Origin of the sequence: Microbacterium thalli, from assembly GCF_028737325.1 — a bacterium.
Classification (GTDB): domain Bacteria; phylum Actinomycetota; class Actinomycetes; order Actinomycetales; family Microbacteriaceae; genus Microbacterium; species Microbacterium thalli.
In genome coordinates, this window is record NZ_JAQZCH010000002.1 from 240,941 (window position 1) to 264,819 (window position 23,879).

Below are 23,879 nucleotides of genomic sequence, written 5' to 3' on the forward strand. Positions count from 1 at the left end.
AGCATGGAGCAATGACCGATACCGCGACGCCCTCGGTGGCGCGCCGCCTCGACGCCCTTCCCTTCGGACGACGTCACCTGAAGGTCCTCACCGGCTCGGGGCTGGGCTGGGCCCTCGATGCGATGGACGTGGGGCTGATCTCGTTCATCATCACCGCCCTCATCGCCGAGTGGTCGCTCGAGACATCGCAAGCGTCGTGGATCGCCTCCGCAGGATTCGCCGGCATGGCCATCGGTGCGAGCCTGGGCGGCCTGCTCGCCGATCGCTTCGGCCGTCGGTCCGTGTTCGCCGTTACCCTGCTCGTCTACGGCCTCGCCACCGGTGCGAGCGCCGCCGTTGGCGGACTCGCCGTGCTGCTCGTGCTGCGCTTCATCGTCGGTCTCGGGCTCGGAGCCGAGCTGCCCGTCGCGAGCACGTACGTGAGCGAGTTCGCACCCGCACGCATCCGCGGCCGGGTGATCGTGATCCTCGAGGCGTTCTGGGCGGTGGGCTGGACGGCGGCCGCCCTCATCGGGTACTTCGTCATTCCGCAGGTCGATGAGGGATGGCGCTGGGCCTTCCTCATCGGCGCTGTGCCCGCGGCGTACGCGCTCGTCGTGCGGTGGGGGCTGCCCGAATCGGCGCGCTGGCTCGAGCGGCGCGGCCGTCACGCCGACGCCGACGCCGTGGTGCGCGAGTTCGAAGCCGCCTCGCCGGCCGCCGCGGCGGACCCCGCCTCGCCGGCCGCCGGCGACCCCGCGCTCACCGCCCACGCCGCGCCCACCCCGGTCACCACCGGCCGCGGTCGCATCGGCGCGCTCTGGTCGAAGGAGTTCCGCGCGCGAACGGCGAGCCTGTGGCTCGTGTGGTTCTGCGTGAACTTCTCGTACTACGGGGCGTTCATCTGGATCCCGACGATCCTCTACACGCAGGGGTACGACCTCGTGCGCTCGTTCGGGTTCACGCTCATCATCACGCTCGCGCAGCTGCCCGGGTACGCGGTGGCCGCCTGGCTGATCGAGGTGTGGGGACGGCGGGCGACCCTGTCGGTGTTCCTGGTCGGCTCGGCCGTGGCCGCCGTGGTGTTCGGCACCGCGAGCACCGAGGGCGTCATCATCGGCGCCGGTATGGCCCTGTCGTTCTTCAACCTCGGTGCGTGGGGGGCGTTGTACGCCGTCACGCCGGAGATGTATCCGACCTCGATGCGCGGCACCGGTGCCGGCTGGGCCGCCGGGGTGGGCCGCATCGCGTCCATCCTCGCGCCCCTCTCCGTCCCGCCGCTTCTGCTGTGGGGCGGCGCGCCGGCGCTCTTCGTGGTGTTCGCGATCTTCTTCGCTGTCGCGGCCGCCGCGGCGTGGGGCCTCGCCGATCGGAAGGGGATGGCACTCGATGAGCGCTGAGTCCGCGGCATCCGTCCGTTACGTCGCCATCGGCGACTCGTTCACCGAGGGCGTGGGGGATGAGTTGCCCGACGGCGCAGTCCGCGGCTGGGCCGACCTCGTCGCCGCCGGCTGGGCCGACGCGACGGGGCAAAGCGTCCAGTACGCCAACCTCGCGATCCGCGGCCGGCTCGTGCGTCCCATCGTGGACGAGCAGCTCGAGTCCGCGCTCGCGCTGCGGCCGACCCACCTGTCGTTCAACGGCGGCGGCAACGACATGCTGCGTCCGCGGACCTCGGTCGAACACGTCCTCGAGGCCTTCATGCAGGTCGTGCGACGCTGCGACGAGGAGGGCGTGACCCTCATCGTGCTGTCGGGGGCGAACCCGTCGGCGCAGCTCCCGTTCGGGAGCCTCGTGAACCGCCGCGGCGACGCGCTGTCGGATGCCGTCGTCAGCCGTCTCGGCGACCGCGACGACATCGTGCGCGCGCTGAACTGGTACGACCGCACGCTCACGCATCCCTCTTACTGGTCCGCCGACCGCCTGCACATGAATGCCCGTGGCCATCACCGTGTCGCGGCGCGCGTCCTCGGGTCTCTCGGGCTGGACGCGCCAGGGGAGTGGTGGGCGCTTCCCGCAGAGCAGCAGGCACCGACGCTCGCGCGCGGCGAGTACTTCCGCGAGCACCTCGCCCCGTGGGTGCGGCGGCGGCTGACGGGGCGGTCGTCGGGTGACGGACGTGCGCCGAAGTTCGGTTCGTGGGTCGAGGTGTCGCCGCGCGGCTGACGCAAGCACGCACGCTCCGCCGGTGTCAAGCGGGTGCGCGGGCTCGGTCAGGGGCGCCAGGATCGGAGCCGTCCGCTTGCACGCCCGTCCCGAAAGAGCTGTCATGAGCATTGGTTCCGGAATCGCCCTGTTCGTCATCGGAGCGATCCTCGCTTTCGCCGTCAACGTCGAGGTGGAGTGGGTGGATCTCGACCTCATCGGCTACATCCTCATGGGCGCGGGTGCGGTCATCTTCGTCCTGGGCCTCGTGCTGCTCGCCCGCCGTCGCCAGACCGAGACCGTCAGCCGCACGGCCGTCGACCCGGCCAGCGGGCAGCGCGTGACGCGTAACAGCTCGACCACGTCGGGCGACCCGACTCTCTGAGTCAGCGTCGCGGTCGCCGCGGCGCATCCATGCCGATGTGGATTCGGGTGCGCTTGCGCTCGACCGCGATAAAGGTGCCGCCGATGAGCCACAGCGGCACCTGTGTCAGGAAGGCGATGCGGAACGCGTCGAGGGTGTAGGTCGACGGCGTTCCCGCGCCCTGCAGGTCGAGCGCGAGACCGATTGCGAACACCGCGATCAGCGCGGCGAGGAACCCGCCCGAGTTCGTCAGGCCCGTCGCGGTGCTCAGCCGGTGCGACGGATTGTGCGTTCGGGCATGGTCGAACGCGATCATGGATGCCGGGCCGCCCGTCGACAATGCGACGGCCAGGGTGACCAGCAGCCACAGCGGCGCCGGTCCGGGCCACAGCAGGACAGCCGTCCAGGCTGCCAGCTGCACGCCCACGGCGGGCAAGACGAGCGCGCGAGAACGCAGGTTCGGGATGCGGCGTGACAGGTCTCCGACGATGGGGCCGAGCGCCATGCCGGCGAAGACGTACAGCGTCGTGATCAACGTGGCCTCGGCCTGCGTGCGTCCCTCGCCGGCGGTGAGGAACGGGATGCCCCACAGCAGGATGAAGGCCGTGCCGGCGAACGGCGTCGTGAAGTGCGACCAGAAGGCGAGACGTGTTCCCGGGTGCGCCCAAGCGGCGCGGATGCCGACGCCCGTGTCAACGCTCGAGGTGACGACGCGGATCGCGCCCGTGTCGGTGTCGACGCTCACGTCGCGATCCACCTCGGGCGGGTGATTGCGGATCACGAGGAACACCAGGATCGCGAAGAGCACGCCGAGACCCGCGATACTGCCGAAGGTGATCGACCACGTCGTGGCGTGCAGCAGCGCCGAGAGCGGGATGATCGCAACGAGCTGACCCGCCTGCCCGATGATGCCCGTCAGCTGCACCATCACCGGGCCGCGTTGCGCCGGGAACCAGGTGGCGACCAGCCGCAGCACCGCGGGGAAGATCGCCGCGTCTCCGGCGCCGAGCAGCATGCGGGCAACGATCGCGACGCCGACGCTGGGGGAGAGGGCCATGGTCAGCTGCCCGACCGCCATCAACACCATCCCGATGGTCATGATCGGCCGTGAGCCGTAGCGGTCGAGGAGGACGCCGATCGGCAGCTGCATCCCGCCGTAGACGGCCAGCTGGACGACGGCGAACATCGACAGGGTCGCGGCGTCCGCCTGGAAGCGCTCCGCCGCGTCGACACCGACGGCCGAGAGCGAGGTGCGGTTGGTGATCGACAGGACATACGCCGCGACGCCCGTGCCCCACACGAGCCAGGCCCGCAGATCCGGTCCGCCGCGGCCCGGGGGAGCGGAGGCGGCGAATGTCACCCGTCCACGCTACTCCCGTCGTCTCGCGCCGCGGCGGCACGACTGCCATAATCCGAGGCATGCGGTTCGAGACGACGCTGTTCCAGACCGGCAACAACACCGGCATCGAGGTGCCGCCCGAGGTCGTCGAAGCTCTCGGGGGCGGCCAGCGCGCCGCGGTCGTCGTCACCGTCAACGGGTTCAGCTATCCCAGCACGCTCGCGGTCATGGGCGGACGCCACCTCATCCCGTTCTCGGCCGACAAACGCGCGGCCACCGGCCTCTCCGGCGGCGACCCGATCGACGTGGCACTCGAACTCGACACGACGCCGCGCACGGTGGACGTCCCCGAGGATCTCGCCGCGGCACTCGAAGTAGCCGGCGTCCGCGGAGCGTTCGACGGCCTCGCGCCGAGCAGACGCAAAGCGGATGTCGCGAGTGTCACGGGCGCGAAAGCCGCCGACACCCGCGAACGTCGCGTCGCGGCGATCGTCGCCCGCCTGACCTGAAACCGGAAGAATCAGGCGACCGGCAGGAGAGCCGCGCTCCACAGGTCGCGATGGCGGCTGACGTAACTGTTCACGGTCGACCAATGATCACCGTGCCCCGAGGTGAACATCGTGCCCCAGGGCTCTTTCCCCGTGGCGTGCGAGCTCCGCAGCAGGTCGTACATCGCCGCGGTGCGGTCGGACATCGCCTCCGGCAGAGCGCGACGCATCTTCTCGTCCGCGCGATAGCCGTCGACGAGCGCGGCCAGGTCCACGGCGGCGAGCAGCGGGTCCCGCGCGGCATCCGAGAGCGTGAACGCCTGCGCGGCGTAGGCCAGATCCCACACACGGGTGCTGGGCGCCGCGGCATCCCAATCGATGAACACCCATCGGTCTCCGACGAGAAGGTTCCACGGGGCGAGGTCGTTGTGGCAGACCAGTTCGGCGCCTGGCGCGGGCACCGCGGTCTCCCACACCGCGTTCGCCGGCGGGACGTAAGCGGCGCTGGCGTCGTGGATGGCTCGGACCATCGCGCCCACGCGCCGGAGCTCCGCGGGGGAGAGCGGGCCGGCCTCGACGGCCAGCGTCCCGGCGACGAATTCCTGAACCTGTCGACCCTGCTCGTCGCGACCCTGCGGAGCCGGGGCATCGACGCCGGCTCCGCGGAGCGCGTTCACGAAGGTGACGACGCTGGCGGTCGATGCCGTCCAGGGCTTGCGAACGGTTCCGTCGATGCGGACGACAGCGCCGCTCGCGTTGCCACCCGCCAGCGGTTCCTCATGGTTCACGGAACGTCCTTCCTGACGACACCGCCGAGTGTAGATCTCTTGGCTCACGCCAGGGGATCGCGGCGTTCCGTGACCGCACGCTGTGAGGAATGATTGCTGTGAACTAATCCGGAGGATTCGAGCAATACGGATGTGAGCCCCGATAACGAGGTGATTGAGCACTCGGCGCGCGAGCCGGAGGTGTTCAGCGCGCTGTTCGAGCGACACGCGACGTCCGTGTACCGGTACGCGGCGCAGCGAATGGGGGACCGCGTTGCCGAGGACGTGATGTCCGAAACTGTCCTCGTCGCGTTCGAGAGACGATCGGCCTACAACCTCGCGGTTTCCGATGCGCGCCCGTGGCTCCTGGGGATCGCGACCCGGTTGATGCGCAAACATGCCCGGCTCGAGGCGGTCGCGTGGCGCGGAATGTCCGCCGACCTGGCCGCTCGGATCGCGCCCGACGTCATCGAACAGACGGGGGCCCGCGTCGATGCCGAGAGGTTGACGCGGCGACTGACCCAGGCGCTGCGGAAGCTGGGGGCCGCCGACCGCGACACGTTGCTTCTGTATGCGTGGGCCGACCTCGACTACGCGTCGATCGCCGAAGCGATGCAGGTGCCCGTGGGGACGGTGCGTTCCCGCCTCAATCGCGCTCGACGACACATCCGTCGGGCGGCGGCGCTCATCACTGTCGAAGGGGAGGGAAGCCATGGACGAACTCACACCGCTCCGCAACACTCGTGACGATACTCACACTCCTCGTCCGGAGGCGGTGGCACGCGCGAGATCCGCCCTCCGCGACGCCGGTGAGCGGGAACGCGCATCGCGCGATCATGCAAAAACAGCAGATGCAGGTCGCATTCCGCTGCGGCACCGGGTGAGCGCCGCAGCGACGACCTGGCTCGTTTCCTCGCTCGCGGGCCCGGGTGGGACAGGCGAACGCAGGGGACGTCCGTCCTGGTCTCGGACGAGCGCCATCGCAACGGGTCTTCTCGTGTCGGCGGTGTTCGTGACGGGTGCTGCCGCCATGTGGGTGCCGCAGTTCGGCGTCGGGCCCGCGGGGGAGGTGGTCGATGTCGACCTGACTCTCGCCGTGGATTACACGACACTTTCCGGAGAAGCCGTCCGCTGCACGTTCGCGGTGTCACTCAGCGCCGCCTCGGGTCACGCGGACGTCGAAGCGGCCAGATCGCTGCTTCGGAGCCAGGATTGGACGACCTTCGGTGAGGATGTGAAGGAGGCCGCGTTGGAGAACCCGTTCACGGAAGCGGGCCCGGAGTGGACGAGCCTGGATGATGCACTTCGCGAGAGGATCGCGTTCGAGCGAGCTGCAGCTCAGCTCGTACGGGAACGAGCGAACGGGCTGCTTCCGGCGGACGCCGCCGTCGGCAGCACGACAGACTGCTCCGGTCGTATCTCATAGCCGCCGGATCGCTCGGGGCGCGGTCGAGGCGACGGGCGGCTTCGGTTGCTTGCAGGCGCACTCGGGGATGCCCGCAGCTGTGCAAGCTGACATAATGTGCATTATCGGCGTAGCCGAGCGCAGCGCTGCCGTGACGCATCTCACACCGCACGGATGCATCATCTGTGGCTCCGGAAGCTCGGGAGGACTTCGAAGTCCGACCAGAGAATCTCGTGTACGACGGCGAACAATCGCTCACCCTGCGCGAGCCACTCGTTCCTGAGCATGTCGGATCGCCAGGCCGTCGCGACGACGTAGCCGTCCTCGAATTTCGCCTGCCACAGCATGAGACCTCGGACAATGTCGTCAGGAAGACGCCGTTCGATGTCTGTTGTGGCCTCGATGTCCGCCGGCCAAAGCGGCAGAACCAGGCCGTAGTCGGGCTCCATGCGCACCGACTGCACGGCGCCGCGGGACAGCCGACGTGAACGCTCGAGCGCCTCGACGTCCGTCGCGAAGTCCGGCACCTCGACTTCCAGCCACGTCTGCGGATCGACGATGATTCTGCGACGACGACCCATGTGGTGATGGTACGCCGCACGGTCGCTGAGCCACTGTCGATTACCGTGGACGGATGCGACTTCTCGGGCACCGACATGGATTCTCCGCCGCCGGGCTCGACCACACCGCCGCACGTCCGATCGCATGAGCGGCTCGTATCCGTTCACGGTCGACCCGTGGAGCATCGGCCTGTCGGGCATCGATACGTCTCAGCTGATGCATCGCGAGTCGGTCTTCGCGCTGTCCAACGGGCACATCGGCTGGCGGGGAAACCTCGACGAGGGCGATCCACGCGGCATCCCCGGGACGTACCTGAACGGCGTCTTCGAGGAGTATCCGATGCCCTATGCCGAGGACGGCTACGGTTACCCCGAGGACGGCCAGCACGTCATCAACGTGTCCAACGGTCAGATCCTCCGATTGCTGCTCGACGACGAACCGTTCGACGTGCGGCGCGGGACGCTGGCACGACACGACCAGCGCCTGGACTTCCGGGCCGGCACGCTGCACCGCCACGTCGAGTGGACGTCGCCCGCAGGCCGCGCGGTTCGCGTTCGTTCCACCCGGCTCGTCTCTCTCTCACATCGATCCGTCGCCGCGGTCCGCTACGAGGTCGAGGCGATGGATGCGCCCGTCACGGCGACCGTTCAGTCGGAGCTCGTGGCGAACGAGGCCATCCCCGACGCGCATCCCGAAGCGCGCGTCCAGCGGACGGTCGATGCTCCGCTCGACGGCGTCGAGCACGTCGTGCTCGGGTCCGCGGCGACCCTCGTGCACCGCACCCGCACGAGCAGCCAAGGCATCGCTGTGACGATGGACCACAGGGTGGCGACGTCGGGTTCGACCGACCCCGACGTCGGCACGGAGGTCTCGGCTGACCTGGCCCGCACCACGATCAGTGTTCGTCTGGAGCCCGGCGAGCGGCTCGAGATCGTCAAATTCATCGGGCACGAGTGGGCCGACGGCGTGTCCGTCGCGGGCTTGCGCGATCGCGCCGAGGGCGCCGTGGCCGACGCCGTGCGAGACGGCTGGAACGGGCTCGCAGAGCAGCAACGAGCGCGACTGGACGAGTACTGGGCGTGCGCGGACGTCCGGGTGGACGGAGAACCGAAGCTGCAGCAGGCGGTCCGGTTCGCCCTCTTCCACATCTTCCAGGCGGCTGCGCGCGCCGAGCTGCGGTCGGTGCCCGGAAAGGGCCTGACCGGCGCGGGATACGACGGTCACACGTTCTGGGACTTCGAAGCCTTCGTCCTGCCGGTCTTGACGTCGACCGCGCCGCGCGCCGCCGAGCAAGCCCTCCGTTGGCGTCACTCCACGCTCGATCACGCCCGCCGCCGCGCCCGCTTGCTGGGCCTCGCGGGTGCGGCCTTCCCCTGGCGGACGATCGACGGCCGCGAGAGCTCCGGCTACTGGCCGGCGAGCACCATCGCGTTCCATCTGAACGCCGATATCGCTTTCGCCGCCCTGCATTACGTCCGGGCGACCGGCGACCGGGCCTTCGAGCGCGATGCAGGACTGGAGATCCTGGTCGAGACCGCTCGTTTGTGGATGTCGCTGGGCCACCACGACGCCGACGGACGGTTCCACATCGACGGCGTCACCGGACCCGACGAGTACTCGGCCATGGTGGACGACAACGTCTACACAAACCTGATGGCTCGGCTGAACCTCGACGGGGCCGCCGCCACGGCGCGCCGCCACCCTGACGTGGCCGATACGCTCGGCGTCGGCCCGGATGAGATCGACCAGTGGGCGGCGACGGCATCCGCCATGACCGTCCCGTTCGACGCCGCGCGACAGATTCACCCGCAGTTCGCGGGCTTCACCGACAAACAGCACTGGGACTTCGACGGCACATCCCCCGACCAGTACCCGCTGCAGGAGCACTTCCCCTACTTCGACCTGTATCGAAAGCAGGTCGTCAAACAAGCCGACCTCGTGCTGGCGTTGTATCTCGCCGGCGACGCGTTCACGGCCACGGAGAAGGAGCGCGCGTTCGCCTACTACGAGGCCCTCACCGTCCGGGACTCCTCGCTCTCGGCCGCGGTGCAGGCGGTGATCGCCGCTGAGGTCGGGCACCTGGAACTCGCCGCCGATTATCTCGCCGAGACGGCCACGATCGACCTTCACGACCTGCACGAGAACACCGATGCCGGGCTCCACCTGGCCTCCCTCGCCGGCATCTGGCTGGCACTGACCGCCGGGTTCGGCGGGATGCGCGACAGCGAGAACGGTCTCCGCTTCGCCCCGCGCCTCCCCTCTCAGCTGACACGGATCGCCTTCGGTGTCCGTATCGACGGGCAGACGCTCCATCTCGACATCACGCCGGCCGCGACGGTGTATCTGCTCAGCGACGGCCCGACGCGATCCATCCGGCACTTCGACGAGACCCTCGTACTGTCCCCCGGCCACCCGACGACCGTGCCGACTCCCCCGCTGCCCGCCGTCGGTCCCCGGCCGACCCAACCGCCGGGCCGCGCGCCGCGCGACTTCACCGCAGCCTTCGCGGACTGACCCGTCGACGAGTCCTGCCCCGCGCCTCGCCTAGGCTCGGAGGGTGCAGGTCGTGACCGGGTTCGTCGTGATCGGGGTCGCGATCGTCGTCGGCTACGTGATCGGGCGCATCGATCTGCTCGGTCCGCATGGCCGCCCCGTGCTGGCGCGACTCATCTTCTTCGTCCTGTCACCATTCCTCATGTTCGTGGTGCTGTCGCAGGCGGATGTGTCGACGCTGTTCTCCGCACTGCTCCCGGTGTCCGCCATCGCCGCGGTATCGATGTTCCTCGTCTATGCGCTCGTCGCGCGATTCATCTGGCGCAGGCCCGTCGGCGAGGCGCTCATCGGGATGCTCTCCGCGGGCCAGGTGAACTCCAACAACATCGGCATCCCGCTGTCCCTCTACCTGCTCGGTTCCGCGGCGCTGCCGGCGCCGGTCATCTTGATGCAACTCATCGTGTTCACCCCGATCACGATGGCGATCCTCGAAGCGGTGACGACGGGTCAGCGCCGAGCACTGCCGATCCTTCGCCGCACGTTCGGCAACCCGATCGTCATCGCCTCCCTCGCCGGTGTCGCGGTCTCGGTGAGCCGCCTCGAGCTACCGCCGATCGTCCTCGACCCCCTGCAGCTCATCGCCGACGCGTGCGTCCCCGTTCTGCTGATCGCCTACGGGATGTCGCTGCACGGGCAGCGTGTGCTCTCGCCTTCGGGTCGCCGGCGCGACATCCTGCTCGCCAGCGGGCTGAAGCTCGTCGCGATGCCCGTCGTCGCGTGGGCCGTCGCCGCGTTCGCCTTCCGCCTCTCCCCCGAAGAGATCCTGGCCGTGACGGTGCTCGCCGCGCTCCCCACGGCTCAGAACGTCTTCAACTTCGCCCAGCGCTACGACATCGGCGAGACGATCGCCCGGGACACCGTTTTCCTGACGACACTCGGCTGCGTCCCCATCCTCATCGGTGCGACCGTTCTGCTCGGCTGATCATGTCGCCGCCACCCGCGGTGGGCTAGCGTGAGGCGTGGCGGGGCGTGCGCCTCGCAGAAGGAGGCCTGACCATGTCCCACATCGACGGCACTGCCCGGACATTCGTGAAGTCGCTGCGCACGGCGTTCATCGTGGGCGGCATCCTCTCGATCATCCTCGGCATCCTCATCCTGATCTGGCCCGGGCGCACCGCTCAGGTCGCGACCGGGATCATCGCCGCCTACACTATCGTCGCCGGCATCGTGTATCTGGCGCTCGGGATCTTCTCGCGCACCAAGGGCGGCTGGTCGCGCCTGGGGCACATCGCGCTCGGCGCCCTGTTCGTGATCGTCGGCGTGGTCGCTTTCGCCAACCTCGCCGCATTCACGGCCTCGTTCGCCATCTTCCTCGGTGTCCTCGTCGGCATCCTCTGGATCATCGAGGGCGCGGTCTCGCTCTCGGTGGTCGGCCAGTCGAGCTCGCGCGGGTGGACGATCGCCTTCGCCGTCCTGTCGATCATCGCCGGCGTGATGCTGCTCTTCTCGCCGCTCTGGGGAGCCTTCGTCCTGTGGTGGCTCCTGGGCATCTCGGCCTTCGCCCTCGGCATCGTGAACATCGTCCGCGGGCTCTCGTTCCGCCCCTAGGCCGGGATCAGACGGGCAGGTAGCGCGACCACCACTCGAGAATCGCCTCGAACCGCTCGACGCGGTGCCGGGGGCGGCCGGCTCGGGTGAGCTCGTGGTCCTCCCCCGGGAACACCAGCAGCTCCGCCACGGTGCCGTTGCGGCGGAGCGCGGTGTAGTACCGCGTCGCCTGCTCGAGCGGGCACCGGAAGTCGAGCTCCGAGTGGATGACGAGCGTCGGCGTGGTCACCCGGTCGACGACCGCCATCGGACTCTGACGCTCGATCGCGTCCGGGTCCGTGCCGACGTACTCATCGCCGAAGAACGAGCCGATGTCGCTCGTGCCCTGGAACGTGGCCGGGTCGAGGAATCCCCGCTCCACGATGGCACCGGCGAAGCGGTCATCGTGGGCGATCGTCCACGCGGTGAGGTAGCCGCCGTACGATCCGCCCATGACGCCGACACGATCTCCGTCGAGGCGGGTGTCGGCTGCGATTGCGCCGTCCAGGAAGGCGAGGACGTCGACGAGATCGTCGGTGCCCATGCGGCCGCGGATGCTGCGCCCGTGAGCGCGCCCGTAGCCGGCACTCCCCCGCGGGTTGCAGAACACCACGGCATAGCCGGCGTCGACGAGCACCTGCGTCTCGTCGAACAGATGCACGCCGTAGGACGCATAGGGGCCGCCGTGGATCTGCAGCAGCACCGGGAACGGTCCGTCACCGGCGGGCGTGGCGACCCATCCGTGCACCGGGTAACCCTCGGGACCGGGAACCTCGATGGCCCGCGGTACGACGAAGCCGCGGGCAGCAGCCGCGTCGCCGAACGTCGTGACGAGCCGCGCGTCGACGCCATCGGCGTCGAGCAGCAGGATCTCGCCCGCGGAGCGGTTGGTGGCGACGGCGCAGACGATGCGCTCCCCCGCGCGGTCTGCCCCGTGCCCGTTCACTTCGAGACCGCCGCGGAGGCGCGTCACCGTCCCGGTGCGGGTGACGCGGAGCAGCTCGAGCTCCCCGCGCGTGCGGTTCTGGACGAGGAAATCGTCGCCGACCGGGGTGATGTGCGAACCGACCTCGCCGAGGTCGATGCTCTCGTCGTCGGTGAGGCGGCGGGGCTCGCCGTCCTCGACGAGGAACAGTCCGACGCCCGGAGCGACGAAGTCGACGCCCGTCGGACCGGGGTCCGAAGCCAGCAGGGCGATCGAGCCGTCGTCCGCGACCGAGACGTCGCTGATCGAGAGAACCGCCGGAAGCACCTCGCGCGAGCCCGACCCGTTCACGCGGACAGCGATCAGCGGAGTCCGCAGGTCGCGCCGTTCCGCCTCGATGGCATCGACCACCGTGAGGATCTCGTCGCCGTCACGGGTGAAGACCACGCCGTCGTGCGAGTGCGGACCGTCCGTCAGCTGGATGGCGCGGTTCTTCGCCCCGCTCGCCGTCGACGCGCCGTCGGCGCCGAGAGCGGGCGCCGCCTCGTAGACCGGCTCGGCCCCGAGGTCGGGCACGTCCACGACGAAAACGTGCGCGGGGCGATCGAGGATGTAGCCGATGCCGTTGGCGTGCCAGCGGATGCCGGTGATGCGGCGGGGTGACTCGGCCTCGGGCGTCAGCCCGTCGACGGTCCCGTAGCGACCAGCCTCGGGCACGCGAGCGGTGAAGGCGATCCGGCGCCCGGACGGGTCCCAGGCGAACGACGAGACACCCAGTGGCGCATCGGTGACGCGGAGGACCTCGGAACCCGTCGCCGTGACCAGGTGAACCTGCGCCTTGCCGCGGTCGTCCGCGCGCAGGAACGCGACGACGGTGCCGTCGGGCGACAGCCGCGGCGTCGTGTCCGCGGTCCCCCGCGTCAGTCGCTCGACGTTCCCGCCGGGCAGCTCGATGCGCCAGAGCTGGCCGACATTGCGGTTGGCGGCGATATCGGGCCGCGACGTCGCGAACACGGCGAACGATCCATCGGGGGCGACCGTGGGCCGCCCGACCGCGATGAGGGCTTCGATGTCCTCGGCGCGCACGGTCACTCGCCGCCGAAGGACGAGATGTCGCCGACGAGCCGCGTGTGATCGGCGGGGATCGGCTCGACCGCCGCCAGCGCGATCTCCGCGGCGAACTCCGAGACGTTGTAGAGCTTGCCGGCAGACTCCCGACGGGTCGCGATCGCACCGGGGTTCGCGCGCTCCAGGAGCGTTGCAGTGATGGTGCCCTCGATCATGTCGCCCGACACGACGACGAATCCGATGCCGCGCTCGGAGAGCTCACCGACGCGCTCGCGCAGCGCGTCCTCACCGGCGCGCTTCGACAGGGCGACCGCCTCGTACTCGGGCATGGTCGGGGTGGTCCGGATGAAGTGCGCCTGGTGACTGGTCACGAATACGACGCGCGAACCGTCTTCGAGCAGCGGCAGCGCCGACTCGAGGGTGCCGACCTGCGCGTCGCGGTTGAGCGCGAGGGCGTAATCCTCCGCCATCCCACCCTCCATCCCGCCGGACGCGTTGAGCACGAGCAGGTCGAGGTGGCCGAAGGTCTCGCGGACGGCGGCGAACATCTCGTCGACAGACGCGCGGTCGGTGAGGTCGGCCCCGACAACGAGCACCTCGACGCCGAGTTCGCGCAGCTCTGCGGCGAGCTTCTCGGCGCGCGGGGCCTTGTTGCGGAAGTTGATGACCACGTTCGCGCCTGCCTGCGCCAGATAGCGCGCCGTGTCCGCGCCGATGCCGCGGGACGATCCCGTCACCAGTGCCGTGCGACCGCTGAGAGTTCCGGCGGGAAGGGGCTGAGTCATGAGGGCGCTCCTGCAACGAAGTGGGCTCGGGCACGGCGGATCGCCGGCACCGCACGAGCCTATCAACCGCCTTCCGCGCACCCCCGACTGGTAGATTCGAGGCAGGGACGAAGGAGCGCCGATGTTGCCCGATCTCACGCAGTACCTCTGGATAGCGTGGCTCGTGCTGGCCCTGATCTTCGTGATCGTCGAGCTGCTGACGCTCGAGTTCACCTTCCTGATGCTCGCCGGCGGCACGCTCATCGGCGGGCTCGGAGCGAACCTCCTGTCGGCGCCCTGGTGGCTGCAAGTCGGCGCGGCCGCGGCCGTCTCCGCCCTGCTCCTGTTCACGATCCGGCCGCTGCTGTTACGGGTGCTCCATCGCAACAGCGCGCACATCCCCACCAACGTCGACGCCCTCGCAGGTATCGGCGCCCGCGTCCTCGTGCCGTTCGTCGACGGGGCCGGTTCGGTGAAGCTCGACAACGGCGAGACCTGGACTGCTCGCCTGGCGGACGGCCAACCCTCCGCCGAGGTCGGTGCGCGCCTCGTCGTGCGCGCCGTCCGCGGAGCGACCGTCGAGGTGGGCGCTCCCGTCCCCGATCCGAAGGAGAACACCCATGGTTGACGTCGGCGCTTTCGTCGGACAGATCTTCGTGATCGTCCTGCTCGTCGTGCTCGCGATCTTCGTGATCGTCGTGCTGTTCCGCGCCATCCGCATCATCCCTCAGGCGTACGCCGGCGTGGTCGAGCGGCTCGGACGTTACCAGCGCACGTTGTCGCCGGGTCTGAACCTGTTGGTGCCCTTCATCGACCGCGTCCTCCCCCTGGTCGACATGCGCGAGCAGGTGGTGTCGTTCCCGCCGCAGCCCGTCATCACCGAGGACAACCTGGTCGTCTCGATCGATACGGTCGTCTACTTCCAGGTGACAGATGCGCGTGCCGCGACGTACGAGATCAACAACTATCTCGGTGCCGTCGAGCAGCTGACGACCACGACGCTGCGCAACGTCGTCGGCGGGCTCAACCTCGAAGAAGCCCTCACCAGCCGCGACAACATCAACGGCCAGCTGCGCGTCGTGCTCGACGAGGCGACCGGTAAGTGGGGCATCCGCGTATCACGCGTGGAGCTCAAGGCGATCGACCCGCCCACCTCCATCCAGGACTCGATGGAGAAGCAGATGCGGGCAGAGCGTGATCGACGTGCCGCCATCCTCACCGCCGAGGGCTCGAAGCAGTCGCAGATCCTCGAGGCCGAAGGGCGCCGACAGGCCGAGATCCTGAAGGCCGAAGGCGACAAGCAGGCGCAGATCCTGCGGGCCGAAGGAGAGTCCGCTGCGATCCAATCGGTGTTCCAGGCCATCCACGACGGCAACCCCGACGACAAGCTGCTCGCATACCAATACCTGCAGACCCTCCCCAAGATCAGCGACAGCGCGTCGAGCAAGCTGTGGATCATCCCGAGCGAATTCACCGAGGCGTTGAAAGGGATGAGCGCCGGCTTCGCCGGTCGTCGCGACGACCGTCCCGCTCCCCCGACGCCGTGACGCACCCCTTCTTCTCACCTGCCCGCCCCCGCGTGCTCGCGCACCGCGGGTTCGTGCCGCCCGACGCGGAGGGCATCGTCGAGAACTCGTTCGCGGCATTCGCGGCGGCCCACGCGGCCGGTGTGGCATACGTCGAGTCCGACTGTCACGTCAGCGCCGACGGCACGGTCATCCTGTTCCACGACGCCGACCTCGCGCGTGTGGCCGATGACCGGCGAAGCGTCGCAGAGGTCGGCGATCGCGAGCTCGAGGCGTTGATGGCCGATCGTGGCGGGCTCATCACGCTGAGCCAGGCGCTCGAGGCATTCCCGACCCTGCGCTTCAACCTCGACGTCAAGGCCGAGGGCGCGGCCGAGACCGTCGGTCGCGTCATCGCGCCGCACGCCGATCGAGTGCTGCTCACGAGCTTCTCCGAGCGGCGCCGTATCGCCGCGATGCGTTCGGCCTCGCAGCTCGGCAGCCTGCCGGCGACCTCAGCCGGCACCGTGCGCGTCGCGGCCTTCGTCGTCGCAGCGAGCATCGGTATGCCATGGTTGATACGCCGCGTATTACGCGGCATCGACGCGATCCAGGTACCCGAGCGACGGGGGCCGGTCCGGGTCGTCTCCCCCCGCCTCATCCACGCGGCGCATCGCGCCGGCGTCGAGGTGCACGTCTGGACCGTGAACGACGCGGACGACATGCGCCGGTTGCTGGCTGCCGGGGTCGACGGGCTGGTGACGGATCGTATCGATCGCGCGCTGGCCGTCATCAACGATTCGCGCTGATTACCCCGAGACGCTGAACATCGGCTGTGAAACCCCGCCGACATTCACTCATTCGGATGATGCACACAGCCGCGCACGTTACAACTGATAGCCGACGAGAGGACCACACAATGGCAGACCGCAGTTTGCGCGGCATCCGACTCGGCGCCTCGAGCCTACAGAGCGAAGAGGGCGTCGTCTTCCACGACCGGATCAACCACACGTACGTGTGCTCGCGCTGTGCGCACGAGACCGTCATGACCTTCGCGGCCGACGCCGAAGCACCCGAGACCTGGGAGTGCCGCGCATGCGGCGCGGAGGCTCTGCTGCGCGTGGGCGAGAACGTCGTCGAGGTCGACCACTCGGGCGACAAGGCCGCCCGTACGCACTGGGACATGCTGCTCGAGCGTCGGACGATTCCCGAGCTCGAAGAGCTGCTCGAGGAGCGTCTCGCCATGCTCCGCGAGCGCCGCGGTTCGCGCCTCAGCGCCTGAGCCTGACGTTTCGCGAAGACAGCGCCGGTCCCCTCGGGGGCCGGCGCTGTCGTTTCACCGGCGCCGCGTGAGCCGGGCGATCACGCCGACCACGATGAGCGCCGCAAGGCTGCCCCACCCCAGCACGACCTGCACCGCGCCGCCCAGTACGACCGCCGGCGTCAGCCCGGTCCGCAGCGGCACCTCGGTGAGCATCGCGCCCGCCTCGGCGGCGGCCAGTCCGTCGAGCTCGCGCCCGTCGGGCGCGATCACCTGGCTGGTTCCGACCGTCGAGATGTTGACGACGGAGCGTCCCGTCTCGATCGCGCGCATCCGCGCGAAGGCGAGCTGCTGCAGATTCTCATCGGTGTCGCGGAAGTCGGCGTTGTTCGTCTGGAACACGTAGACCTGCGCGCCGTCGCGCGCCCCCGCCCAGATCACATCGTCGTAGAGCACGTCGAAGCAGATGGCCAGACCGACCCCCACCCCGTCGACGTCGATGAACGGCGGATTGGTTCCCGGTGTGTACTCGCGCTGGATCAACCCGATCAGGTCGGGCACGATCAGCTCGAAGAACCAGCGATCGGGCACGTACTCCCCCATCGGCACGGGCCGGGACTTGTCGTGGATCGCCACCGGATTCTCGGCCCCGGCGCGCCACAGCATGGAGGTGTTGAAGCTGTCGTCGCCGCGAGTGGTCGCCGCGTTGACCAGCAACGGCGCATCGACGCGCTCCGAGAGGCGATCGAGCGCTCGGGCGACGGATGCGTTGGCCAGCGGGTCGGCATCGATGCCACCCTCGGGCCACACCAGCAGGTCCATGGGCTCGTCGATGATCGCTTGGGTCGCGTCGAGCTGCGCGCGGAACACCCCGTAAGGTTCGCGCTCATCGAAGTAGCCCGCCGGACCGTCGCCCTGCACCGAGCCGATGCGATACGTGTCCGCACCCGTGGTCGGGAACGCCGGTGTCAGGACCAGCACGAGGACGACGACGAGCGCGGGGAGTGCTGCGCGGAGCTCGCGCCACCGCCCGACACGCGCCCACTCGATGCCGGCGGCCGCAACGAACACCATGAGGAACGTCAGACCCGAGACCCCGGTCCATGACGCGATGTGCGCGAGCGGACTCTCGGACTGGCTCATCCCGATCCGCCCCCAGGGAAAGCCGGTGTACGGCCAGGAGCCCATGAACAGCTCGCGCGCGGTCCACAGCCCCGCGACGAGAGCAGGGAGGGCGACGAACCGCCCCCACCATCCCGGCGCGACGCGCGGCAGCCACCGGTAGGCGAGGGCGATCGGAAGAGAGCCGAGGGCGACGAACAAGGTCTCGATGCCGGCGAGACCGAACCAGGGCAGGGCCCCCAGGTATCGCGTGATCCAGGAGATGTGGATGAAGTAGAACGAGGCGCCGAACACCGCTCCGACGGCGACCGCGCCACCGAGCGAGCGCCCGACGAGCCCGACGAGCGAGAACGCGACGCCCACGAATGCGAGCGGCCACCAGCCGATGTCGGGGAACGCCGCGTCGAGCACGGCCCCGCCCACCAGCGCGGCGACGAGCGCCAGCCACAGCGGGATCAGGGGCCGCGCAGGGGGCGCGGACGAATCGGGCACGCTCTCGAGCCTAAACGCCGGAATACGAGACGATGCCGCGTCGCACGGCCTCGAGCGCGGCACGGGCGGTGCGCGCGACGGGCCCGTCCGCCACCAGCGACAACTGGTCGAGGAGGTCGATCGTCTGCTTCGCCCAACGGACGAAGTCTCCAGCCGCCATGTCGGCCTCGACGAGCACCCGGTCGAGCATCGCACCGCGCGCCCACGAGTGCATCGCGCCCGCGAGCCCCGTCGCGACCGGCTCGGAACCCGGCAGCTGGTGATCCCGTTCGAGGTCGTCCAGCACAGCCCAGAGCTCCTGCGTCGCCGACAAGGCGGTGCGGAAGGCGCCGCGGGGCAGCCCGTACTCCCCCGGCCCGTCCCCCTCGCGACGCGGTTCGTAAACCAGCGAGCACGCGAGCGCGGCCATGCCCGCCGGGTCGAGGTCGGTCCACAAGCCACGTCGCAGGGCTTCGGCCACGAGCAGATCGCGTTCGCCGTAGATCCGCCGCATCGTTGCACCCGCCGGTGTGATCGCGGTCGTGCCGTCGTCGTCGATCCGGACGTACTCGAGCGCGGCGAGGACGTCGACGACACGGTCGAACACCCGCGCGACAGTTCCGGTGCGGGTGTCGATCTGCTGCCGCAGTTTGTCGACATCACGTCGCAGGCGCCAGTACCGCTCGGCCCAGCGGGCGTGGTGCTCACGATCGGGGCAGCCGTGACAGGGATGCCGCTGCATCCGGCGCCGAAGCTGCGCCATCTCATCCTGCCGCCGCTGACGCACCCGCGCGGGGACGGTGCGGTCGTTGCGGTTGATCTTCTCGAGGTCGCTGAGCTCGCGACGGATGCCGGAGTACTCGGCGAAGTCGCCGCGGTCGCAGGTCATCGAGCGGGCGTACCCCTCGAGGGTCTGCTCCTTGTCGCGCACCTGCCGTGCAAGGCCCACGACGGACCGATCGGCTTGGAACTGCGCGAACGACGATTCCAGCACCTCGCGAGCCCGCTCACGTCCGAAACGGTCGATGAGATTCACGGCCATGTTGTACGTGGGGCGGAAGCTCGAGTTCAGGGGGTAGGTGCGACGCGAGGCGAGCGCCGCCACCGCCTGCGGGTCGAGGGCCTCGGTCCACTGGATGACCGCGTGCCCCTCGACGTCGATGCCTCGACGTCCGGCGCGGCCGGTCAGCTGGGTGTACTCGCCCGAGGTGATGGCCACGCGGGCCTCGCCGTTGAACTTCTCGAGCTTCTCGAGCACGACGGTCCGCGCCGGCATGTTGATGCCCAGCGCGAGCGTCTCGGTGGCGAAGACCACCTTCACGAGCTTGCGCTGGAACAGCTCCTCGACCACCTCTTTGAAGGCGGGCAATAGCCCGGCGTGGTGGGCGGCGACGCCGCGTTCGAGGTTCTCGCGCCACTCCCAGAAGCCGAGGACCGCGAGGTCCTCCTCCGCCAGCGACCGCGTGCGGCGCTCGACCACCGCGCGGATCTCGTCCCGCTCCTCGGGCGTCGTGAGACGGATCCCCGAGCGGCGCAGCTGCTGAACGGCGCCGTCGCAGCCGGCCCGGCTGAAGATGAAGAAGATCGCGGGCAACAGGTTGGCGCGCGAGAGCAGGCCGACGACATCCGGCCGGTCGAGCCGCTCCATCCGCGGCATCCCGCCCGGGCGCGGCCCGTTGCGATCACGCCGCCGACTGCGGTGCGCTTCGCGTTCGCCCCCGGAACGGTGGCCCTGCGAGCGGTGGTCGCGGTCGGAGCGCGGCCCGTGCGGCGACCGAAGACGCATCAGCTCCTGGTTCACCCGCGCCGTGGCGACCCCGGCGCGATCATCGAACAGCGGCAGGAGGTCGCCGCGCACGAGGACATGCTGCTCGAGGGGAACCGGACGGATCTCGGACACGACGACCGCGGTGTCACCGCGTACCGTGTCGAGCCAGTCGCCGAACTCCTCGGCGTTCGACACCGTGGCCGACAGCGCCACCATCCGCACCGAGTGATGCAGGTGGATGATGACCTCTTCCCACACCGCACCGCGGAAGCGATCGGCGAGGTAGTGCACCTCGTCCATGACGACGTATTGCAGGCCGCGCAGCGCCGGGGAGTCCGCGTAGAGCATGTTCCGCAGCACCTCTGTCGTCATCACGACGATGCGGGCGTTGCCGTTGATGTTCGTGTCACCGGTGAGCAGCCCAACCTCGTCGGGCCCGTAGACCTCGACGAGTTCTCGGAACTTCTGGTTCGACAGCGCCTTCATCGGGGTCGTGTAGAACGCCTTGGCGTCGGGCTCGCGCATGGCCAGGTGCATCGCGAACTCGCCGACGATCGTCTTGCCCGCCCCCGTGGGCGCGGCCACCAGGACGCTGCGTCCGTCCTCGAGCGCCTGGCACCCGGCGATCTGGAACGGGTCGAGCGAGAAGCGCTGCGCGTCCGCGAACGCGGAGGTGAGCGGATGCGCGCGTGCCGATTGCGCGGCCAGATACCGGTCGGCCGGGCTGGACCCGCTCACGGAAGCGGATCCGTCGTCGGCATCGGACCCGGAACGGTGAGCTTGGGGGCGCGCCGTGAGCGGCGGAAGTCGAGCAGCAACGACAGTCCCGCCGCTGCGAAGTAGAGGACGGTGAGGATCGCCGCGAGCATGAGCATGCTGACGATGTCGGCAGCCGGAGTCGCCAGCCCCGAGAAGATGACCGCGACGAGGATCGCGACCCGCCATCCTTTGAGGATCGCCATCCCGCTCATGATGCCCGCGAAGTTCAGGGCCACGAGGAACACCGGGATGACGAAGGCGATGCCGACGACGAGGAGCAGCTTGAACACGAAGTCGTAGTAGTACTTGCCCTCGTAGAAGTTCGCGGACGACTCGGGCGAGAACGTCGCCATGATCTCCACGATGTGGGGCATGACGAGCCACCCGGTGAACACACCGGCGAAGAACAGCGGCACGGCTGCGGAGACGAACCCGACGGTGTAACGCACCTCTTTCCGTGTCAGTCCGGGCATCAGGAAAGCCCAGATCTGCCACAGCCAGATGGGCGCCGACAGGATGATGCCGACCGAGAACGAGATGCGCAGGCGCATGTCGAACGGTCCGGTGATCGTCGAGTACATCAGCTTCACGGCCTCGCCGTCGCCGCGCTGCTCGGCGACGAGCCGGATCGGCTCGGTCATCGCCCAGATGATCCAGTCGGTGAGGAAGAACGAGGCGACCATCGACGCCACCAGGGCGATGGCGGCGATGATGAGGCGGCGGCGCAGCTCGACGAGGTGCTGCCCCAGTGACATGCGCTTGTCGCGCCGGGGGCCGCCGTCCGCCCCTGAGCGCGTGCGCTCAGCAGTGACCACGCGGAGCTACGGAGTGGGCGCGGCGGGGCCGCTCTTCGACTCCGCCGGCTTGTCGTTCGGCGCAGCGTCGACCGTCGAGGCCGCGGTCGTCCCGGCTGCGGCGTCGTCGTCCTTCATGGCCTTCATCTCACCCTTGAAGATCCGGGCGGACTGGCCCATGCTCTTCGCCAGCGCCGGCAGCTTGGCCGCGCCGAACAGCAGCAGAATGACGATGAGTAGGATCCACAGGTGCGGTCCTGCGAAAAGATTGCCCATAGCGTCTCCTCGTCGATCGTTTCGGTCAGTCTAACCCGGGCATCCGGGGACGCAGCCGAGCGCCGTCGTCTTTATTCGTACTGAGCCAGCCCAGCCGTCGCCCAGTCGTGCGCGGCGCGGCGTGCATCCACGGGGGCGATGATCTCTATCGCCCCTCCGGCGCGGGCGACGAGCCGCTTGAGCGAGCGCGCGTCGGCGACCCGGATGCGCGCGATCCGCCAGGGCCCGTCCGAGCGCACCTCGGCGTTCGCGAGGTACTCCCCGACCGCGGCCGTCGCCGCCACAGGGAACCGGATCTCGGCGACGACCTCGTCGTCAGCCGGTTGGAAGAGCTCCGGCACGGGCTCGGACGCGTGGACGGCGGGGATCCGCGTCGCTTCCGCATCGGACACCCGGTCGAGGTGGAAGGTGCGCATCGCCCGCCGCATGTGGCACCAGCCCTGCAGATACCACTGCCCGTCCGAGATCGAGACCTTGACCGGGTCGACGGTGCGGGTCGTCGGTCCCGGAGCGTCGGGCGCACGATAGGTGAACGACACCGCCACCCGCTCGCGCAGCGCGCGGGCGACCGTCTCACGCACCTCGTCGACCGGCCCCGGCGCGATGATCACCTCGGCGGGAGTCTGACCCGAGCCGCGGGCGAGCTTGGCGAGCAGCCCCTGCATGACGTCGCTGTCGCCGACACCCGGCAGGGATGCCGCCAGCTGAAGGCCGGCGAGCAGCGCCGCCGCCTCACGCGCCGTCAATCGCGGTGAGCGTTCGAGGCCGACGGAGTTGGTGATGACGATCCGGTCCTCGCGCTCGAGGAGATCCCAGTCGATGTCGAACAGATCGTTCGCCATCTGCCAGAAACCGCCCTCGCCCGGCAGACCGATGACGGTGAGCTTGCGCACCATCTCGCGCATCTGCGCCGCAGAGACCTCGAAGTCGTGCGCCGCCTGCTCGACCGTCACCTCGCCCGCGGCGATGAGGTAGGGCACGAGCTGCAGGATGAGCGCCGCACGGTCGGTGGCGACGATCGGCTGAGAGCTCATGCACGCACCTCCGACTGCCGGAGCGCGCCGCGCAGGCGCTCGATGACGGCATCCCTCAGGTCGGCAGGCGCGACTACACGCACCTCGGGTCCGTACGAGGCGAGCTCGTCGGCGAGGACCTGCAAGTCGACGAAGGGGATGCTCAGCCCGCTGGGAACGTCGGCACCGCCGGCGGCGCGACGTCCGAGGCGGACGGCGGCCTCGGTGCCGGCCGCGACCTCGACCACGGCGCGCTGTCGCGCCGCGAGGTCGCGAAGACCGGCCAGGGCTCGCTCTCCGGCGCCTGCGCGGGCGGTGGGCTCGAACGAGCGACGGGTAGTCGCCACGTCCGAGCAGATGCGCGACAGCAGGAAGGTGCGCTCCGCGCCGACATTCGTGTCGAAGGCGAAGAGGTGCCAGCGCCCCTCGAAATCGAGCAGAGCGTACGGCCTCACCTGACGGCGACGGGGCTGATCCGACCCCGGGCGCAGGTAGTCGAAGGTCACTTCCCGAGCCTGCTCGATCGCCCGTTGCAGGGGCAGGAACGACGGCTCGCGCAGGGTGATGCGCGGCGCGTACCCGATGATCGGCTCGTCGACGTCGATCCCGAGTGAGCGGATCTTGCGCAGCCCGGACCGGGCGCCGGCCGAAAGCGATCCCTCTTCCCATACGCCGCCGGCGAGCGTCAGAACGGCCAGCTCAGCCGGTGTGAACTCGATGTCGTCGGGCAGTGCGTACTCGGTGGGCGGGATCCGATACCGGGCTTCGCGCAGGTCGTCGGGGTCGGCGTAGTCGCCGATGGTCTCGATCGGGACGCCGAGTCCGCGCAGGTTCTCCTTGTCGCGCTCGAACATCTTCTCGAGCGCGTCCTTGCGGACACCGCTGTCAGTCTGCTCGCGGTAGCCCGACACGGAACCGAGGATCGTGTCCTTCGTGAGGCCTTGTTCGGTGGCCATGAGCGCCACGACGAGGTTCACCAGACGCTCTTCCGGAGGCACGCGCGGTGAAGGGCTGGACACGCCTTC

General features: G+C 69.4%; 24 protein-coding genes. 13 read left to right on the forward strand and 11 right to left on the reverse strand.

Annotation, left to right across the window (positions count from 1 at the left end; all coding sequences use genetic code 11):
- The first annotated feature begins 11 nt into the window (after positions 1-11).
- The 3 genes from PUW82_RS08950 to PUW82_RS08960 all read left to right on the forward strand — a co-directional run bounded on the left by PUW82_RS08950 (position 12) and on the right by PUW82_RS08960 (position 2,509).
- Complete coding sequence (locus PUW82_RS08950) at positions 12-1,379, forward strand: MFS transporter (protein WP_274221957.1); 1,368 nt, start codon at positions 12-14, stop codon at positions 1,377-1,379.
- Positions 1,369-2,145, forward strand: coding sequence for an SGNH/GDSL hydrolase family protein (locus tag PUW82_RS08955; RefSeq protein ID WP_274221958.1), 777 nt, complete (start codon positions 1,369-1,371; stop codon positions 2,143-2,145). The genes PUW82_RS08950 and PUW82_RS08955 overlap by 11 nt, the downstream gene beginning before the upstream one ends.
- Positions 2,146-2,248: 103 nt before the next feature.
- Complete coding sequence (locus PUW82_RS08960) at positions 2,249-2,509, forward strand: DUF6458 family protein (RefSeq protein ID WP_274221959.1); 261 nt, start codon at positions 2,249-2,251, stop codon at positions 2,507-2,509.
- 1 nt (position 2,510) lies between these two features.
- Here the strand turns inward: PUW82_RS08960 and PUW82_RS08965 are convergent, their stop codons facing one another.
- Positions 2,511-3,848, reverse strand: a complete 1,338-nt coding sequence (locus PUW82_RS08965; RefSeq protein WP_274221960.1) for an MFS transporter — start codon at positions 3,846-3,848, stop codon at positions 2,511-2,513.
- 59 nt (positions 3,849-3,907) lie between these two features.
- On the opposite strand from PUW82_RS08965, the gene PUW82_RS08970 reads away from it, so the two are divergent.
- The gene (locus tag PUW82_RS08970; RefSeq protein ID WP_274221961.1) at positions 3,908-4,336 is read left to right on the forward strand and encodes a YdeI/OmpD-associated family protein; all 429 of its coding nucleotides are present in this window, start codon (positions 3,908-3,910) and stop codon (positions 4,334-4,336) included.
- A gap of 11 nt (positions 4,337-4,347) precedes the next feature.
- Here the strand turns inward: PUW82_RS08970 and PUW82_RS08975 are convergent, their stop codons facing one another.
- A complete protein-coding gene (locus tag PUW82_RS08975; protein ID WP_274221962.1) occupies positions 4,348-5,103 on the reverse strand; it encodes a phosphotransferase in 756 nt (251 codons plus the stop codon).
- A gap of 132 nt (positions 5,104-5,235) precedes the next feature.
- Here PUW82_RS08975 and PUW82_RS08980 point away from each other — a divergent pair, with 132 nt between their 5' ends.
- Positions 5,236-5,829: an RNA polymerase sigma factor gene (locus tag PUW82_RS08980; protein WP_274221963.1), complete on the forward strand. Its 594-nt coding sequence runs from the start codon at positions 5,236-5,238 to the stop codon at positions 5,827-5,829.
- Between the two features lie 250 nt (positions 5,830-6,079).
- The gene (locus PUW82_RS08985; protein WP_274221964.1) at positions 6,080-6,508 is read left to right on the forward strand and encodes a hypothetical protein; all 429 of its coding nucleotides are present in this window, start codon (positions 6,080-6,082) and stop codon (positions 6,506-6,508) included.
- A 158-nt stretch (positions 6,509-6,666) separates the two neighbouring features.
- On the opposite strand, the gene PUW82_RS08990 is transcribed toward PUW82_RS08985, so the two are convergent.
- On the reverse strand, positions 6,667-7,068 hold the full coding sequence (locus PUW82_RS08990; RefSeq protein WP_274221965.1) for a hypothetical protein: 402 nt from the start codon (positions 7,066-7,068) through the stop codon (positions 6,667-6,669).
- Between the two features lie 124 nt (positions 7,069-7,192).
- On the opposite strand from PUW82_RS08990, the gene PUW82_RS08995 reads away from it, so the two are divergent.
- The 3 genes from PUW82_RS08995 to PUW82_RS09005 all read left to right on the forward strand — a co-directional run bounded on the left by PUW82_RS08995 (position 7,193) and on the right by PUW82_RS09005 (position 11,149).
- Positions 7,193-9,562: a glycoside hydrolase family 65 protein gene (locus PUW82_RS08995; RefSeq protein WP_274221966.1), complete on the forward strand. Its 2,370-nt coding sequence runs from the start codon at positions 7,193-7,195 to the stop codon at positions 9,560-9,562.
- Positions 9,563-9,605: 43 nt separating this feature from the next.
- Positions 9,606-10,523 carry an AEC family transporter gene (locus tag PUW82_RS09000; protein ID WP_274221967.1) on the forward strand — a complete coding sequence of 306 codons (918 nt, stop codon included), beginning with the start codon at positions 9,606-9,608 and terminating at the stop codon, positions 10,521-10,523.
- 74 nt (positions 10,524-10,597) lie between these two features.
- Complete coding sequence (locus PUW82_RS09005; protein ID WP_274221968.1) at positions 10,598-11,149, forward strand: HdeD family acid-resistance protein; 552 nt, start codon at positions 10,598-10,600, stop codon at positions 11,147-11,149.
- Between the two features lie 7 nt (positions 11,150-11,156).
- On the opposite strand, the gene PUW82_RS09010 is transcribed toward PUW82_RS09005, so the two are convergent.
- Both PUW82_RS09010 and PUW82_RS09015 read right to left on the reverse strand, forming a co-directional pair.
- Positions 11,157-13,139, reverse strand: a complete 1,983-nt coding sequence (locus tag PUW82_RS09010; RefSeq protein ID WP_274222937.1) for an alpha/beta hydrolase family protein — start codon at positions 13,137-13,139, stop codon at positions 11,157-11,159.
- Between the two features lie 2 nt (positions 13,140-13,141).
- The gene (locus PUW82_RS09015) at positions 13,142-13,906 is read right to left on the reverse strand and encodes an SDR family oxidoreductase (RefSeq protein WP_274221969.1); all 765 of its coding nucleotides are present in this window, start codon (positions 13,904-13,906) and stop codon (positions 13,142-13,144) included.
- Positions 13,907-14,027: 121 nt separating this feature from the next.
- Here PUW82_RS09015 and PUW82_RS09020 point away from each other — a divergent pair, with 121 nt between their 5' ends.
- The 4 genes from PUW82_RS09020 to PUW82_RS09035 all read left to right on the forward strand — a co-directional run bounded on the left by PUW82_RS09020 (position 14,028) and on the right by PUW82_RS09035 (position 16,672).
- On the forward strand, positions 14,028-14,513 hold the full coding sequence (locus tag PUW82_RS09020) for an NfeD family protein (protein ID WP_274221970.1): 486 nt from the start codon (positions 14,028-14,030) through the stop codon (positions 14,511-14,513).
- A complete protein-coding gene (locus PUW82_RS09025; RefSeq protein WP_274221971.1) occupies positions 14,506-15,432 on the forward strand; it encodes an SPFH domain-containing protein in 927 nt (308 codons plus the stop codon). The genes PUW82_RS09020 and PUW82_RS09025 overlap by 8 nt, the downstream gene beginning before the upstream one ends.
- A complete protein-coding gene (locus tag PUW82_RS09030; protein ID WP_274221972.1) occupies positions 15,429-16,199 on the forward strand; it encodes a glycerophosphodiester phosphodiesterase family protein in 771 nt (256 codons plus the stop codon). Before PUW82_RS09025 ends, PUW82_RS09030 begins: the two co-directional genes overlap by 4 nt.
- 110 nt (positions 16,200-16,309) lie before the next feature.
- Entirely contained in the window at positions 16,310-16,672 is a 363-nt protein-coding gene (locus tag PUW82_RS09035; protein ID WP_274221973.1) for an RNA polymerase-binding protein RbpA, read from the forward strand.
- Positions 16,673-16,726: 54 nt separating this feature from the next.
- Here the strand turns inward: PUW82_RS09035 and lnt are convergent, their stop codons facing one another.
- The 6 genes from lnt to PUW82_RS09065 all read right to left on the reverse strand — a co-directional run bounded on the left by lnt (position 16,727) and on the right by PUW82_RS09065 (position 23,873).
- Positions 16,727-18,265: an apolipoprotein N-acyltransferase gene (lnt, locus tag PUW82_RS09040; RefSeq protein WP_274221974.1), complete on the reverse strand. Its 1,539-nt coding sequence runs from the start codon at positions 18,263-18,265 to the stop codon at positions 16,727-16,729.
- A gap of 10 nt (positions 18,266-18,275) precedes the next feature.
- On the reverse strand, positions 18,276-20,750 hold the full coding sequence (locus PUW82_RS09045; protein ID WP_274221975.1) for a DEAD/DEAH box helicase: 2,475 nt from the start codon (positions 20,748-20,750) through the stop codon (positions 18,276-18,278).
- On the reverse strand, positions 20,747-21,526 hold the full coding sequence (gene tatC / locus PUW82_RS09050) for a twin-arginine translocase subunit TatC (RefSeq protein ID WP_274221976.1): 780 nt from the start codon (positions 21,524-21,526) through the stop codon (positions 20,747-20,749). The genes PUW82_RS09045 and tatC overlap by 4 nt, the downstream gene beginning before the upstream one ends.
- Before the next feature lie 66 nt (positions 21,527-21,592).
- Positions 21,593-21,841: a twin-arginine translocase TatA/TatE family subunit gene (locus tag PUW82_RS09055; protein ID WP_274221977.1), complete on the reverse strand. Its 249-nt coding sequence runs from the start codon at positions 21,839-21,841 to the stop codon at positions 21,593-21,595.
- Between the two features lie 71 nt (positions 21,842-21,912).
- The gene (locus PUW82_RS09060; RefSeq protein ID WP_274221978.1) at positions 21,913-22,875 is read right to left on the reverse strand and encodes a helix-turn-helix transcriptional regulator; all 963 of its coding nucleotides are present in this window, start codon (positions 22,873-22,875) and stop codon (positions 21,913-21,915) included.
- Positions 22,872-23,873, reverse strand: coding sequence for a helix-turn-helix transcriptional regulator (locus tag PUW82_RS09065; RefSeq protein WP_274221979.1), 1,002 nt, complete (start codon positions 23,871-23,873; stop codon positions 22,872-22,874). Before PUW82_RS09065 ends, PUW82_RS09060 begins: the two co-directional genes overlap by 4 nt.
- Between the last annotated feature and the right edge of the window lie 6 nt (positions 23,874-23,879).

What these genes read in the sequence shown, in the direction of transcription:
- PUW82_RS08995 (WP_274221966.1), top strand. Translation starts at nt 7,193, where the DNA reads ATGAGCGGCTCGTATCCGTTCACGGTCGACCCGTGGAGCATCGGCCTG.
- PUW82_RS09025 (WP_274221971.1), top strand. Translation starts at nt 14,506, where the DNA reads ATGGTTGACGTCGGCGCTTTCGTCGGACAGATCTTCGTGATCGTCCTG.
- PUW82_RS08960 (WP_274221959.1), top strand. Translation starts at nt 2,249, where the DNA reads ATGAGCATTGGTTCCGGAATCGCCCTGTTCGTCATCGGAGCGATCCTC.
- PUW82_RS09020 (WP_274221970.1), top strand. Translation starts at nt 14,028, where the DNA reads ATGTTGCCCGATCTCACGCAGTACCTCTGGATAGCGTGGCTCGTGCTG.
- PUW82_RS09035 (WP_274221973.1), top strand. Translation starts at nt 16,310, where the DNA reads ATGGCAGACCGCAGTTTGCGCGGCATCCGACTCGGCGCCTCGAGCCTA.
- PUW82_RS08970 (WP_274221961.1), top strand. Translation starts at nt 3,908, where the DNA reads ATGCGGTTCGAGACGACGCTGTTCCAGACCGGCAACAACACCGGCATC.
- PUW82_RS08990 (WP_274221965.1), bottom strand. Translation starts at nt 7,068, where the DNA reads ATGGGTCGTCGTCGCAGAATCATCGTCGATCCGCAGACGTGGCTGGAA.
- PUW82_RS08955 (WP_274221958.1), top strand. Translation starts at nt 1,369, where the DNA reads ATGAGCGCTGAGTCCGCGGCATCCGTCCGTTACGTCGCCATCGGCGAC.
- PUW82_RS09015 (WP_274221969.1), bottom strand. Translation starts at nt 13,906, where the DNA reads ATGACTCAGCCCCTTCCCGCCGGAACTCTCAGCGGTCGCACGGCACTG.
- tatC (WP_274221976.1), bottom strand. Translation starts at nt 21,526, where the DNA reads ATGTCACTGGGGCAGCACCTCGTCGAGCTGCGCCGCCGCCTCATCATC.
- PUW82_RS08950 (WP_274221957.1), top strand. Translation starts at nt 12, where the DNA reads ATGACCGATACCGCGACGCCCTCGGTGGCGCGCCGCCTCGACGCCCTT.
- PUW82_RS09060 (WP_274221978.1), bottom strand. Translation starts at nt 22,875, where the DNA reads ATGAGCTCTCAGCCGATCGTCGCCACCGACCGTGCGGCGCTCATCCTG.
- PUW82_RS09005 (WP_274221968.1), top strand. Translation starts at nt 10,598, where the DNA reads ATGTCCCACATCGACGGCACTGCCCGGACATTCGTGAAGTCGCTGCGC.
- PUW82_RS09055 (WP_274221977.1), bottom strand. Translation starts at nt 21,841, where the DNA reads ATGGGCAATCTTTTCGCAGGACCGCACCTGTGGATCCTACTCATCGTC.